Source organism: Allobosea sp. LC85 (assembly GCF_000735605.1).
GTDB lineage: Bacteria > Pseudomonadota > Alphaproteobacteria > Rhizobiales > Beijerinckiaceae > Allobosea.
The window spans coordinates 168,103-180,564 of the sequence record NZ_JPKG01000017.1; the positions used below are offsets into that span (position 1 = coordinate 168,103).

At 64.5% G+C, this 12,462-nt stretch carries 14 protein-coding genes; 8 read left to right on the forward strand and 6 right to left on the reverse strand.

Annotated elements, in window-relative coordinates; genetic code table 11:
• Nucleotides 1-56: 56 nt before the first annotated feature.
• On the reverse strand, nt 57-527 hold the full coding sequence (locus tag FG93_RS07940; protein ID WP_244448529.1) for a GatB/YqeY domain-containing protein: 471 nt from the start codon (nt 525-527) through the stop codon (nt 57-59).
• A gap of 147 nt (nt 528-674) precedes the next feature.
• On the opposite strand from FG93_RS07940, the gene carA reads away from it, so the two are divergent.
• From carA to FG93_RS07965, 5 genes are all read left to right on the forward strand, one after another.
• Complete coding sequence (carA, locus tag FG93_RS07945) at nt 675-1,883, forward strand: glutamine-hydrolyzing carbamoyl-phosphate synthase small subunit (protein ID WP_043233475.1); 1,209 nt, start codon at nt 675-677, stop codon at nt 1,881-1,883.
• A gap of 9 nt (nt 1,884-1,892) precedes the next feature.
• The gene (locus tag FG93_RS07950; RefSeq protein WP_043233476.1) at nt 1,893-2,219 is read left to right on the forward strand and encodes an NIPSNAP family protein; all 327 of its coding nucleotides are present in this window, start codon (nt 1,893-1,895) and stop codon (nt 2,217-2,219) included.
• A gap of 174 nt (nt 2,220-2,393) precedes the next feature.
• On the forward strand, nt 2,394-3,215 hold the full coding sequence (locus FG93_RS07955) for a prephenate dehydrogenase (protein WP_043233478.1): 822 nt from the start codon (nt 2,394-2,396) through the stop codon (nt 3,213-3,215).
• Between the two features lie 92 nt (nt 3,216-3,307).
• A complete protein-coding gene (locus FG93_RS07960) occupies nt 3,308-3,733 on the forward strand; it encodes a group III truncated hemoglobin (RefSeq protein WP_043233479.1) in 426 nt (141 codons plus the stop codon).
• 213 nt (nt 3,734-3,946) lie between these two features.
• Complete coding sequence (locus FG93_RS07965) at nt 3,947-4,264, forward strand: hypothetical protein (RefSeq protein WP_152579351.1); 318 nt, start codon at nt 3,947-3,949, stop codon at nt 4,262-4,264.
• Nucleotides 4,265-4,373: 109 nt separating this feature from the next.
• Here the strand turns inward: FG93_RS07965 and FG93_RS07970 are convergent, their stop codons facing one another.
• The gene (locus FG93_RS07970; RefSeq protein WP_043233482.1) at nt 4,374-5,306 is read right to left on the reverse strand and encodes a LysR substrate-binding domain-containing protein; all 933 of its coding nucleotides are present in this window, start codon (nt 5,304-5,306) and stop codon (nt 4,374-4,376) included.
• A gap of 88 nt (nt 5,307-5,394) precedes the next feature.
• Between FG93_RS07970 and FG93_RS07975 the strand changes: the two genes are divergently transcribed.
• Entirely contained in the window at nt 5,395-6,288 is an 894-nt protein-coding gene (locus FG93_RS07975) for a DMT family transporter (RefSeq protein WP_043233484.1), read from the forward strand.
• Between the two features lie 68 nt (nt 6,289-6,356).
• Nucleotides 6,357-6,923, forward strand: a complete 567-nt coding sequence (locus FG93_RS07980) for a GNAT family N-acetyltransferase (protein ID WP_161783793.1) — start codon at nt 6,357-6,359, stop codon at nt 6,921-6,923.
• Between the two features lie 147 nt (nt 6,924-7,070).
• On the opposite strand, the gene FG93_RS07985 is transcribed toward FG93_RS07980, so the two are convergent.
• Nucleotides 7,071-8,327 carry a cyclopropane-fatty-acyl-phospholipid synthase family protein gene (locus FG93_RS07985; RefSeq protein ID WP_043233487.1) on the reverse strand — a complete coding sequence of 419 codons (1,257 nt, stop codon included), beginning with the start codon at nt 8,325-8,327 and terminating at the stop codon, nt 7,071-7,073.
• 197 nt (nt 8,328-8,524) lie between these two features.
• On the opposite strand from FG93_RS07985, the gene FG93_RS07990 reads away from it, so the two are divergent.
• Complete coding sequence (locus FG93_RS07990) at nt 8,525-9,217, forward strand: methyltransferase domain-containing protein (RefSeq protein ID WP_043233488.1); 693 nt, start codon at nt 8,525-8,527, stop codon at nt 9,215-9,217.
• 9 nt (nt 9,218-9,226) lie between these two features.
• Here the strand turns inward: FG93_RS07990 and FG93_RS07995 are convergent, their stop codons facing one another.
• The 3 genes from FG93_RS07995 to zigA all read right to left on the reverse strand — a co-directional run bounded on the left by FG93_RS07995 (nt 9,227) and on the right by zigA (nt 12,391).
• Nucleotides 9,227-9,634 (reverse strand): GtrA family protein, encoded by a 408-nt coding sequence (locus FG93_RS07995; protein WP_043233489.1) that lies wholly within the window; start codon nt 9,632-9,634, stop codon nt 9,227-9,229.
• A 189-nt stretch (nt 9,635-9,823) separates the two neighbouring features.
• Nucleotides 9,824-11,122 carry a hypothetical protein gene (locus tag FG93_RS08000; protein WP_043233490.1) on the reverse strand — a complete coding sequence of 433 codons (1,299 nt, stop codon included), beginning with the start codon at nt 11,120-11,122 and terminating at the stop codon, nt 9,824-9,826.
• 54 nt (nt 11,123-11,176) lie between these two features.
• Complete coding sequence (zigA, locus tag FG93_RS08005) at nt 11,177-12,391, reverse strand: zinc metallochaperone GTPase ZigA (protein WP_043233491.1); 1,215 nt, start codon at nt 12,389-12,391, stop codon at nt 11,177-11,179.
• Nucleotides 12,392-12,462: the final 71 nt, after the last annotated feature.

The following is a 12,462-nucleotide window of genomic DNA, read 5'->3' on the forward strand; positions in this document are numbered from 1 at the left end:
CGGACCGGCTTATCGGCTATATCCACAGCGCCGGCGACCCCGGCGCTTGCGTGCGATCAACCGCCGAGCGCCGCCTTCACCAGGCCGCTCGCCTTGGCGAAGTCCATCTGGCCCGCGTAGCTCGCGCGCAGGATCGCAATGACCTTGCCCATGTCCTTGACGGAGGCCGCGCCGCTCTCGGTCACCGCAGCGGCAATCGCCGCCTTCACCTCGTCCTCATCCATCTGCTTCGGCAGATAGGACGAGATCACGTCGACCTCGGCGCGCTCGCCGGCAGCAAGCTCCGGACGGCCATTGGCGTCGTAGATCGCGATCGATTCCTGGCGCTGCTTGATCATCTTCTGCAGAAGGGCGAGGATTTCGTCGGCAGAGGCCTCACCCTTGCCGGTGCCGCGCGCCTCGATGTCCTTGTCCTTCAAGGCAGCCTGGATCAGGCGGATGGCGCCGACCTTGCCCTTCTCGCCGGCCTTCATCGCTTCCTTCAGCTCGCTGGTGAAGCGCTCGCGCAGGCTCGTCATGTTCGTCATTCCCTTTTCTTGTACCAGGCCGGCGCAGGCCTCGATTGACGACGTGGACCGGCGTCTTTAAGGCTCGCGTTCCAGATCGGCGGAGCGCGAAGCCGCTGCCCCGCCCCACACATTGCCGCCTCGTCGCGGCCTGGACGAGACATAGACATGACCGCTCCCGAAGGAAACCCCGCCACCGGCGGCTGGACAGAACCGCGCGCGACCGCTCTCCTCGTGCTGGCCGACGGCACCGTGCTGGAAGGCTTTGGCCTCGGCGCCGTGGCAGAAGCGCCAGGCGAGGTCTGCTTCAACACGGCGATGACGGGTTATCAGGAAATCCTGACCGACCCGTCCTATGCCGGGCAGATCGTCACCTTCACCTTCCCCCATATCGGCAATGTCGGTGTCAATGACGAGGATACCGAGACGGTGAATGCCGCGGCGTCCTCGGGCGTGCGCGGCGTCGTGATCCATGCCGATATCACCGAACCCTCGAACTGGCGTGCCACGCGGCATCTCGATGCCTGGCTGAAGGCCCGCAACATCGTCGGCATCGCCGGCGTCGATACACGCGCCCTGACCGCCTTGATCCGCGACAACGGCATGCCGAACGCGATCCTCGCCCATAATCCCGACGGCGTATTCGATCTTCCCCGTCTCAAGCAGCAGGCCGCCGCCTTGCCCGACATGGCCGGGCTCGATCTCGTGCCGCTGGTCACCGCCGCCCAGCGTTACGACTGGAGCGAGACGCCGTGGCAATGGCCCGCCGGATACGGCAAGCGCGAGAGCGCGGCACACCGGGTCGTCGCCATCGACTATGGCGTGAAGCGCAACATCCTGCGCCTGCTCGCGAAGGCCGGCTGTGAGGTCACCGTCGTGCCTTCGACGGCCAGCGCCGCCGACATCCTGGCGCTGAGCCCGGACGGTGTCTTCCTCTCCAACGGCCCGGGCGACCCGGCCGCGACCGGCGAATATGCCGTGCCGGTCATTCGCGAGCTTCTCGACCGGAAGATTCCGACTTTCGGCATCTGCCTCGGCCATCAGATGCTCGCACTCGCCATTGGCGGACAGACGATGAAGATGAAGCAGGGTCATCACGGCGCCAACCACCCGGTGCAGGACAAGACCACCGGCAAGGTCGAGATCGTCTCGATGAACCACGGCTTTGCCGTCGATCCGACGACGCTCCCAGCCCATGCGAAGGAGACGCATGTCTCGCTCTTCGACGGCTCGAACTGCGGCATCGCCCTCGACGACCGGCCGGCCTTCAGCGTCCAGCATCATCCTGAAGCCTCCCCGGGGCCGCAGGACAGCCACTATCTCTTCACCCGCTTCGTGGAGCTGATGGAAGCGGAAAAGGCCAAGGCCGCAGCCTGAGGTGACGCGATGCTCCACCAGTTGCGCATCTACGAGATCTTCGAACGCAACAAGGCGGCTTTCCATGCGCGCTTCCGCGACCACGCGGCGCGCATCATGGCGCGCCACGGCTTCAAGATCGTGGCGATGTGGGAAACCAGGAGCGCAACGCGAACGGAATTCGCCTATATCCTTGCCTGGCCCGACGCCGAGACCAAGGCGGCGCGCTGGGCGAGCTTCATGGCCGACCCTGAATGGACCGAGATCAAGCGCGTCACCGCGATCGAGCACGGCGATCTCGTCGGCGCCATCGAGGATCGGCTGATGGTGCTGACCGACTACTCACCCAGGCTCTGAGTTGACAGACCGTCGGGCCCGCGGTTTAAGCGGCCCATGACCAAGTCCTGCCTCCTCGCGCGGAACTATTACGCCCCGTCCTCATAAGGCGGTGGCATTCCCATGTTCAACCGCCGCGCTGGCGGTTGAATTCAGGCAGTCACCCGGCATCGCGGCCTCCTCAGGAAAAACGCGATGCACCCCTCTCGCAAAACCGTCTCTTCGATCGGCATCATGGGCTTTGGCGCCTTTGGCCGTCTCATGGCGCGTCATCTCCAGCCACATTTTCCGCTCGTCGTCTGCGATCCGGGCCGCCCGCCCGCCGCCGACAGGTCGGGCAAGGGTCTCGTGCCATCGGATGTGAAGTCTGTCGGCGCCTGCGATGTCGTCATCCTCGCCGTGCCGGTCGATCGGATCTCGACCGCGATCGGGGCACTGCGGCCGCATCTGCGGGCGGGCACGCTGGTGCTCGATGTCGGTTCGGTCAAGATTGGCCCGGTACGCGCCATGCAAGCCGAGTTGCCAGAAGACGTCGAGATTCTCGGCACTCACCCGCTGTTTGGCCCGCAAAGCGCACGTCACGGCCTCAAGGGGTTGAAGATCGCGCTTTGCCCGGTCCGCGGGCGCAACGGCCCGCGCATCGCCGCCTTCCTGCGCAAGGTGCTCGGCTTGAAGGTGATCATGACCACGCCCGACGCGCATGATCGCGAAACAGCCATGGTTCAGGGCCTGACGCATCTGATTGCCAAGATACTGGTGCGGATGGAGCCGCTGCCTCACCGCATGACGACAGCCAGCTTCGATCTTCTGATGCAGGCGACCGATATGGTCCGGCACGATGCGCCGAACGTCTTCATGGCAATCGAGCGCGCCAATCCACATGCCAGGGCTGTCCGGGACAGGTTCTTTGCTCTCGCCGAGGAGATGCGGCAGTTGTTGGAAGACGATTACATCGCCCAGCCCGCACCTGCCCTGTCTCGGAAATCCGCAGCCGTGGCCAGTGCCCAGGCTTTGTAGGTGAGCTTGAACAATCAGTTGCGCCCCATAGATGTCGCCGCATGCCGCCAGCACATTCTGAAGTGGAGCGGCGGCAGGACCGCAGGAAAACGATGACCGACAACCCGCTTGCCAATCCAGGCATCGCCCATTCCGACCTTGACGAAGCAACGATCGGGCTTCTCGTCCGCGCATTCTACAGTCGGGCGCGACTGGATGACGTGATCGGACCGGTCTTCGAGGCTGCCGTTGATAATTGGGATGACCATATCGGCAAGATCAGCGACTTCTGGAGCAGCGTGATGCTACGCACCGGCCGCTATGGCGGCCGGCCGATGCGGCCGCACCTCGTCCTGCCGCTGGAGGGCAAGCATTTCGACCGCTGGCTCGAACTCTTCGAGGCGACAGCCCGCGAACTCTGCCCGCCTGCCATCGCCCAGGCCTTCATCACACGGGCGCGGCGGATCGCCGATAGCTTCGAGATGGCGCGGGCGTCGCAGCGCGGCGAAATCGCAGTGCCGCGCCATAGCGTGAGGTGATCACAGCTGGCGGAGAGGCTTTGCCAGCGGATCCGCCGATGCGCTCTCCGTCTGTGCGGCGGCTCTTTTGCGGTCTGCCGCGGAAATGCGCCCAGCCCAAATAGCAACCCGCTCTTTTTGCATTGCTCCCATCTCAATATCCTACTATCCAATACAACTCACGGCTGAAACGCTAGCGGTTGCTGTCGTGAGAGAACGATCCGGAGCATTGCGATGGAACGTAGAGGAAACGAACGCACGCGATCATGGGCACATCAAGTGCTGATCGCTGTTGAAGGCGATGATTTCCTGTCCAGGCTTCACGCCATGGATGCGTGGCTTAGCCAGTGGGAAATTCCCTATCGTGCCGTATCCGTGCCGCGTGACAACGGGGCGATCCGGATCTGTTTTGCCGACGAGCGATTCGCTCGCGCTTTTCATGTCAATCTGGGCGGGCTGCGCGTCCCTTCCGACGCTTTGGCCACGGAACTGGCCGCAGATCCCGCAAAGGATGATTTTTATCAGCTGGTCGAACGCAGGATAGCCAACTGAACCGAGCCTGGATTCGAGCCCGCATCAAGGGTGGGATGTGCCAAAGCAGGTGTAGGTCGAGACTGGATCTGCAACTGCGATCTTTGAGCGGAATGGACGCCCGAGCGCGCTAGGCTGCTTTCGCTTCCGTTTTCAGGAAGGCAGCCAGCCTTGCCGCAGGCAAGCTCGCCTCTTGTGCGATCCGCGTCGCCAGCGCGGCGGCTGCGGGGCGTGGCTGGCCGATGGGACGGTCGAGCCAGTAGGAGACCGGATTGAGCGCGGTGCGCGGATCAACGACCGCGATGCGTCCCGCCTCGATCTGCACTTGCGCCAGTGGTGGACGGGCGAGCGCCACGCCGAGCCCACACGCAGCGGCATCAAGCACGAGATTGTAGTCCTCGAAACGTCGATCCTGTGGACGGGGCCGGTAGTCCAGCCCCTGTGCCGCGAACCAGGCCCGCCAGCCGGACGCGTCGGAATCATGGATCAGCGGCTGGTCAAGCAGCCGTGCGGGCTTACCGGCCCCTATATTCTGCGCAAGCTCTGGTGAAGCGATCGGAAAACACCATTCCTCGAAAAGCTGGACCGAAATCCGCCCCGGCGCCCCGCCGCGCCCACAGCGAATGGCGAGGTCGATGCCCTCACTCTCCAGATCAACCCGGCGATGGTCGATCTGAAGCACGATGCGCAAATCCGGCTCGCCGCTCTCGAGCCGTTTCATGCGGGGCATCAGCCACAGGCTGCACACCGACGGAATCGCGCTGAAGCGTACGACCGCTGCGCCGCGAGGCTCTGTCCAGCGATCCGATGTGTCCGCGATCAGCGCGAAAGCCTCCTGCGTGCGCTGCATCAGCCGCTGGCCCTCGGGCGTCAGCGCGACACCGCGCGCCTGCCGGGCGAAGAGCCGGGTGCCGAGCCAATGCTCAAGCTTGGCCACCTGCCGGCTGATCGCGCCATGGGTCAGGTTCAGCGTGTCGGCAGCGGCCGAGAAGCTCCCCGAGCGGGCCGCGGCCTCGAAGGCGCGCAGGGTGTCGAGCGGGGGCAATCCGGAGCTGTGATCCATACTCACAGATCATGCTCGAATTACTCGTTTGTCAATCAGCTCGCACGGGTATCTATCACCTGTCGACCCCTGACCGCCGAGGCTCGACATGAACTCGCTCAATCCTGCCGTCTCCACGCCACGCAGCCTCGATCCGGCCACCGTCGCCGTCGTCGCCTTTACCGTTATCGCCTGGGCCTCCGCCTTCCCTGCAATCAGGGCCGGGCTCACGGCACTAGGGCCGATCGAGCTCGGCGCCGCTCGCTTCGCCATCGCGGCCGTCCCAAGCGCGATCTTCCTCGCCATCATGCGCCCGGCCCTGCCCGGTTGGTCCGATGGCTGGCGCTTCCTCATTGGCGGCTTGGTCCATGTCGCGCTCTACACGACCCTGCTGAACTTCGGCGAGAAGACCGTCTCGGCCGGCGCCGCGAGCTTCATCATCAACGTCAATCCGATCATCACGGCCGGGTTGGCGATGATGATCCTCGGCGAACGCTTCGGACCCCTCGCCTGGCTCGGCACCGCGATCTCCTTCGCCGGCATTGGCCTGATCGCATTGGGCGAAGGCCAGGGCATCGAGCTCAGCACCGGCGTCCTCTTCATCCTTGGTGCGGCGCTCTGCCAATCGGTCACCGCCATCGTTCAGAAGCCGCTCTTCGCCCGCCACAAGGCGCTCACCGTCTCGGCCTGGAACATGGTCGTGGGCGCGCTGGCCCTTTCCCCCTTCCTCCTCAACGCCGTCATCCAATCGGCCTCTGCGTCGAGCGAGGCTCTCTTCGCGGTCATCTATCTCGGGATCGTGCCAAGCCTGCTCGCCTATGCGACCTGGACGATGATGCTCGCGCGACTGCCTGCGGGCCGCGCCTCGAACTTCATGTATTGCGTGCCACCGGTCGCGACTTTGATGGGCTTTCTCTGGCTCGGCGAGGCTCCGACCGCGCTCGGCATCCTCGGTGGGGTCATGGCGCTGGGCGGTGTCGTGATCGTCAATCTGAAGCGCTGAGAGCCGCCTGCTTTCCCTTCCAGCCCCTCGCTGCAATACTGCTCCTCGCCTGACCAGCGAGGATGCGTATGACCAGCGATCAGCCCGGTGTCGTTCAATCATCTCCGCCGGCCGCTGGAGTTCGCGTACGACCATTGGTGGAGGAAGACTGGGTCGCGTTCCGCGCACTGCGCTTGGTTGCGCTTTCCGACACACCGGAAGCCTTCGGCGCGAGCCACGCCGAAGAGGCCGCCCAGCCGGACACATTCTTCCGCTCAAGCCTCTCGGCCGAGGAGCCCAACAGGGTCTTCGGAGCCTTCTCCGATAGCGGTGATCTCGTCGGGATCGCAGGCTTCCGCGCGACGTTCTCCGCCAAGTCGCGCCACAAGGGTGTGCTCTGGGGCGTTTATGTCGTGGCCGGCTGGCGCGGGGACGGCGTCGGGCGCGCCCTCGTCGGAGCTGTCATCGCGCATGCCGCCCGGCACGTCCTGGTGCTTCAGGCCCGCGTCGTGACGACGAACCGCGCCGCACACTCGCTCTACGCCCGGTTCGGCTTCGCCCCTTATGGCATCGAGTCCAAGGCGCTCTACGTCAACGGCCAGTTCTATGACGAAGCCCTTCTGGCGCTGGATTTCACGCAAGCGACCGACGCCTGAGGCGACAGTCCAACAAGCGCCAGCCCAGGCCCGATACGCGTTCACCCCGGCCAGAGCCCGGCGAAAAGCCGGGATCCACGCCTGAGTGCGGGCACGAGATGGTCCGGCCTGCACCCAGGGGGCCCGTGGGATGGGATTTTGCCCACCTCAGAAGCCTTGCGCCTCCAGAGCCCTCTCATTCTCGGTGATGTAGTCGCGGATCACCGGCACGGCGCTTTTGTGCGGGCCGAGCAGGAGCTGGAAGACCATGTCCCCCCCGATATCGAACGAAATCTCGCAGGCAGAGAGGTAAAACTCCCACATCCGCGCGAAACGCTCGCCCATCATGCCGACAACCTCCTCGCGCTTGGCAAGGAACCGCTCGCGCCAGGCAGCCAGTGTCCAGTGGTAATGCCGGCGCCAGAACTCGCAATCCGACGACCACAGACCCGTCTGCTCGACCGCAGCGAACACCTCCGACATCGCCGGGGCATATCCGCCGGGGAAGATGTACTTGTCGAAGAACGGTCCCGTGAAGCCCGGAGGGCCGACCCGGCCGATGCAGTGCACCAGCGCAATCCCGTCAGGCGTCAGCAGATCGCGGATCTTCTCGAAATATTCGAGGTAATGCGCAACGCCGACATGCTCCATCATGCCGACCGAGACGACGCGATCGAAGCTGCCCGTCAGTTCGCGATAATCCTTGTTGACGAAGGTGACGCTGCCGCCGACCCCCGCCGCTTCCGCCCGCTTCTGCGCCGCCGCCATCTGGTCCGGCGAGACATTCAGCCCGGTCACCTTGGCGCCACAGGCCTGGGCGAGATAGATCGCGAGCTCGCCCCAGCCCGAGCCGATATCAAGAACCGTCATGCCGGGTTCGATCTTCAGCTTGGCTGCGATATGGCGGAGCTTTGCCTTCTGCGCGGCTTCGAGCCCGACCTCTGGACTGTGCCAATAGGCACAGGAATAGGTCATCGTCTCGTCGAGCCAGAGCCGGTAGAAATCGGTCGGGATATCGTAGTGGTGCTTGACCTTCTTGCCGGCCACGCCGAGCGGATTGTGCATCCGGAAGCGCCGGATGCGGAAGCGGATGTTGCGGATCGCCCTTTGCAACGGATGCTTGCGCATTTCCTTGCGCTGCAGCCAGAACAGGCTGAGCAGGTCGTGGATGGTCGAGCCGTCCTCGAAATTCACCCGCCCGTCCATGTAGCCTTCGGCCAGGGCCAGTTCGGGATTCAGAAAGATCTCGCGCTCGATCTTGTCGTCCGAGAACCGCACGGTGACAGCCGGCGCCGTCTTGTTCTGACCGGCGAACAGGATCGGCCCAGAGCCCGGTCCGAAGACATGGCGCTTGTTGTCCGGGGTGATCACCGTCAGGCGTCCTTGCCTGACGAAGCGTTTCAGAAGTCGCGGCAACAGCAGCATGCAAGCCTCCCAGCCTTGTCGCGACCTTAGGTCGAGCCGTCGGCGGAGGGAAATGCCGAGCCGGCAGAAGAACGCGGAACTGGCGAGGTGTTGCGCAAACTCCATATCGGCGGTTGCCGATACCCGCGGCGACAGCGTAGTCCTGAGGCCGAAACGGGCACGCGGGTGTCCGTCACTGAGCGGATGACGGCGAGACGATGTCCTGGCGCGATTTCTGGAACAGCGAGCACGCGATCTATGTCCCCCCCCGCCACAAGCTGCTGCATTATCGCCAGATCGCGACCGATCTGATTCGCCATATCCCCTCGCCCGAGGCGGTTGTGCTGGATCACGGTTGTGGCGAAGCCCTGGCCGCCGATCGCGTCGCCGCAGCCTGCACCAGGCTCTATCTCTGCGAGGCGGCCCCGAGCGTGCGCGAAAAGCTGCGCACGACGTTCGGCGCGATCCGGGCGATCACCGTCGTCTCGCCGGAGGAGGTCGAGGCGCTTGACGACGGCACGCTCGATCTCGTCGTCGCCAACTCGCTGATCCAGTATCTCAGCCGCGAGGAACTGGCGCAGTTGCTCCTGCTCTGGCGGCGCAAGCTGAAGCCCGGCGGGCAACTCGTCATCGCCGACGTGATTCCCCCCGATGTCAGTGCGCTGACCGACGCCACGCAACTGCTCTCCTTCGCCTGGCGCGGCGGCTTCCTGATCGCAGCGCTCGGCGGGCTCGTGCGCACCGCTTTCTCCGACTATCGGAAGCTGCGCGCCGAGTACGGGCTCTCGACCTATAGCGATGCCGCCATCGTCACTCTGATCCGAGAGGGCGGGTTCGACGAGATCGAGCGCCAGCCGAACTTCGGCCACAACCCGCACCGCATGACCTTCCGCGCCCGCAATCCGGGCTGAGCCGCCAATCTAGACGCCTTCGCGATCCGCGAAGGAGAAGAATTTGTGGCCGAGGAAGGAGAACACCATCACGATCAGCGTGGTGACGATCTGCATCGGCAGATAGGGTAGACCGGCCCGCGCCACGAAAAGATGCATCAGGATGCCGGTCAGCACGAAGCCGCCTGCCGCAATCAGCGCAAAGCGCCAGGTCGCCTGGGCATGACTGTGCGTGGCGTCAAAGGTCAGCCAGCGGTTCAGCGCATAGGATACGACCGCGCCGAGCGTGAATCCGGCAAGCGTAGCCGGCACCGGGGCGACCCCGCCAAGCTCGACCAGGCCGATCAGCAGCGCGTAATGCGCCACCGCCGTCACGCCACCGGAGAAGACATAGGCCACGATCTGGCGCGACTGGCGGGGAAGGCGGGAGAGAGGCATCTCCGCCCTCTACAGCATTTTCGTGTTGGCCAGTACCGGCTCGCCTGAAGGTCTGCACAAGCCCCGCATGGCACACCAGATCAACGCACTTCGGACAAGGCCCAAGGCGGCGCAGATTCGGAAACCATCAGAGTGCGGTCTGCCGTGATGGCTTCCGGAAATCCGTCCGGAGTGACGTCGCGCCGTTCCTCAGCCGGCATCTCCCCCGCCGGCGAGATTGGCGGGCATGCCGCCGACCGGCATGTCGAGCCCCTGTTTCAGCGTATCCAGATGAAACTCCCGGATGCGACCGTTGGCGGGATCGCTGACGAAGGCGCTGTTCCCGATGATGCCCAGGCTCGGCGTCGCCGACTTGGCACCGTATTGGCAATCGAAGGTTGGCACCGCGTCGAAGGCGGCGAGTTCCCGCCAGGCTGGCGCGATCTCATAGACGCGGAGCTTGCCGTCCGGGGTGAGGTTCGCCAGGCGGTTGCCACCGGCGTCGAGATCGAACTGGCAGGCCGGCTGGCCGCCCGGCACCGGCAGGATATCCGAAGCCGAGAGCAAGGCTGCGGCAGGGTCGATCCGCAGAAGCGCATTGTACGGCCCCTTCAGCCCGTAATTGGCGACGGCATAGCGCGCGCCAGTTCGCGCCTTGATGGCACTGACACGCCGCTCGTCGGGATAAGCGATCTTGCGCGCGTTCCAGCGGCCGGAAACTCCCCGGGCCAGGACGAGAACGCCGCCATCCGCCCCGTCATTGCAGCCGAAGACGTGGCGCCCGTTGCTTTCGGCATAACCGTGGAAGAGCTTGCAGGAGGCGTCAGTGCGTGCCGGGTCGTTGAAGCTTGCAAGCCGCTTCCAGCCCTTGCTGCGCTCGAGGATTTCAAAGCCATCCGGCCGAGACGAGGCGCTGCGGTCCTCGCCCTTGGCATAGGCCGCGTTCGGCACCGACATCAGCCACTGCCGGCGCCCGAGCGGAATAGCAATGCCGTGTTGCGGAGCCGGACTCGGCCATGTCTCGCTGGCGGGAGTGCCATCCAGGCTCTTGATATCGATCAGCACCGCCCTTGGTTCGCTCTTGCGCTCCCAGGGCCTGTCTCCGTCGAAGAACAGCGCAATCTGCCCGTGCCTGGAAACGACATGGGCCGGGCGGTCGCCCTTCACGGCGAAATCGAGCAGCCTGACCGGCCCCTTGTCGACATCGACATGGTCGCCATGGGACTCGTAGCGCAATCCGCTATCGAGGAAACGGACGGTGCCAGCCTCGTCGCCTGTCTTGATGACGATGAAACGGCCACCTTCGGCACTGGCAAAGGACGGATTGGGCTTCGGCACATCGAAGCTATGCGTCACCTCGCCGGAGTCGAGATCGAGCACGCGCACGACCGGCTTCTCATGATCGGCAAAGACGAGCCGGCCACGCAGGGCGGCGTGATCATGGGCAGAGGCCGCGGCCGTGGCGAGGACCAGGGTAAGAGCAGCTCCCGCTGCGAACTCAAAGCGCATCGTTGTTTCCTGTGATCGAAGGGTAAAGGCCCGCCGGTGCGCGGACTGGATTTCTCAGGCCGCTTCGGCCCGGCGCCAGACCGGAAATGGGTCGGGCAGGTCGCGGTAGCGTTCCGGTTTGAAGCTGATGATCGGCGTCTCGCCGAGCAGGCAGGCATCGAGCGCGCTGGCGATGGCCTGCTGGTCCATGCCAGAGCCGATGAAGACCAGCTCCTGCCGCCGGTCGCCCCAGACCGAGTGCCAGTGGCGGTTCAGGATTGTTTTCCATTCGGGATGATCGGGCCAGCGGCTGCGCGGCACCGACACCCACCAGAAGCCCATTGCATCGGTTCGGCAGACGCTGCCAGCAAGGCTCATCTCGCCAGCCCATTCCGGCCGGGTCGCCAGCCAGAAATGGCCCTTCGCACGAATCAGGCCGCCCCAGTCGCGCGCCAGGAAGGCATTGAACCGCTCCGGATGGAATGGTCGCCGGGCGCGGTAGACGAAGGAGGAGATGCCATACGCCTCGATTTCCGGAACGTGATCCCGGTGGCCATAGAGCTCCTTGTACCAGAGCGGATGTTGCTCTGACTTCTGATGATCGAACAGCCCCGTATCAAGGATCGCTCCGAGCGGAGCACAGCCGAAATCGGTTTCGACCAGCTTTGCATCGGGATTGAGCGCCCTGATGATCCTGCGCACCAGATCGCGCTCTTCCGGCGCAACGTCCGACACCTTGTTCAGGACGACGACATCGGCGAACTCGATCTGCTCGACCAGGAGATCGACCAGCGTGCGCTCGTCGCCCTCGCCCGCCGTCTCGCCGCGCTCGCGCAGGAAATCGCGCGAGCCATAGTCCTTCATCAGGTTGATGGCATCGACCACGGTCACCATCGTGTCGAGCCGCGCGATATCGGAGAGGCTTGTCCCTTTCTCGTCGCGAAACGCGAAGGTCGCGGCAATCGGCAATGGCTCAGCAATGCCGGTGCCCTCGATCAGCAGGTAGTCGAAGCGCCCTTCCCCGGCGAGGCGACGTACTTCGGCGAGCAGATCATCGCGCAAGGTGCAGCAGATGCAGCCATTGCTCATCTCGACCAGCTTCTCGTCGGTGCGCGAGAGCTTGCCCCCGCCTTTCCGCACCAGATCGGCGTCGATGTTCACCTCGCTCATGTCATTGACGATGACAGCAACCTTGCGGCCTTCGCGATTGCTGAGGACGTGATTGAGGAGTGTGGTCTTGCCGGCCCCGAGGAAGCCGGAGAGCACGGTGACGGGAAGGCGGGAATCCATTCGGCATCCATTATGTTATGTTACAACATAACATAAACAGCGACGCAAAGCGTTGGCAAGCCGGTTTCGAG

Coding starts and splice junctions, on each gene's coding strand:
- FG93_RS07990 (WP_043233488.1), top strand. CDS start 8,525: ATGTCCTGGCGCGATTTCTGGAACAGCGAGCACGCGATCTATGTCCCC.
- FG93_RS07940 (WP_244448529.1), bottom strand. CDS start 527: ATGACGAACATGACGAGCCTGCGCGAGCGCTTCACCAGCGAGCTGAAG.
- FG93_RS07995 (WP_043233489.1), bottom strand. CDS start 9,634: ATGCCTCTCTCCCGCCTTCCCCGCCAGTCGCGCCAGATCGTGGCCTAT.
- FG93_RS07980 (WP_161783793.1), top strand. CDS start 6,357: ATGACCAGCGATCAGCCCGGTGTCGTTCAATCATCTCCGCCGGCCGCT.
- zigA (WP_043233491.1), bottom strand. CDS start 12,391: ATGGATTCCCGCCTTCCCGTCACCGTGCTCTCCGGCTTCCTCGGGGCC.
- FG93_RS07955 (WP_043233478.1), top strand. CDS start 2,394: ATGCACCCCTCTCGCAAAACCGTCTCTTCGATCGGCATCATGGGCTTT.
- FG93_RS07950 (WP_043233476.1), top strand. CDS start 1,893: ATGCTCCACCAGTTGCGCATCTACGAGATCTTCGAACGCAACAAGGCG.
- FG93_RS07965 (WP_152579351.1), top strand. CDS start 3,947: ATGGAACGTAGAGGAAACGAACGCACGCGATCATGGGCACATCAAGTG.
- FG93_RS07985 (WP_043233487.1), bottom strand. CDS start 8,327: ATGCTGCTGTTGCCGCGACTTCTGAAACGCTTCGTCAGGCAAGGACGC.
- FG93_RS07970 (WP_043233482.1), bottom strand. CDS start 5,306: ATGGATCACAGCTCCGGATTGCCCCCGCTCGACACCCTGCGCGCCTTC.
- FG93_RS07975 (WP_043233484.1), top strand. CDS start 5,395: ATGAACTCGCTCAATCCTGCCGTCTCCACGCCACGCAGCCTCGATCCG.
- carA (WP_043233475.1), top strand. CDS start 675: ATGACCGCTCCCGAAGGAAACCCCGCCACCGGCGGCTGGACAGAACCG.
- FG93_RS07960 (WP_043233479.1), top strand. CDS start 3,308: ATGACCGACAACCCGCTTGCCAATCCAGGCATCGCCCATTCCGACCTT.
- FG93_RS08000 (WP_043233490.1), bottom strand. CDS start 11,122: ATGCGCTTTGAGTTCGCAGCGGGAGCTGCTCTTACCCTGGTCCTCGCC.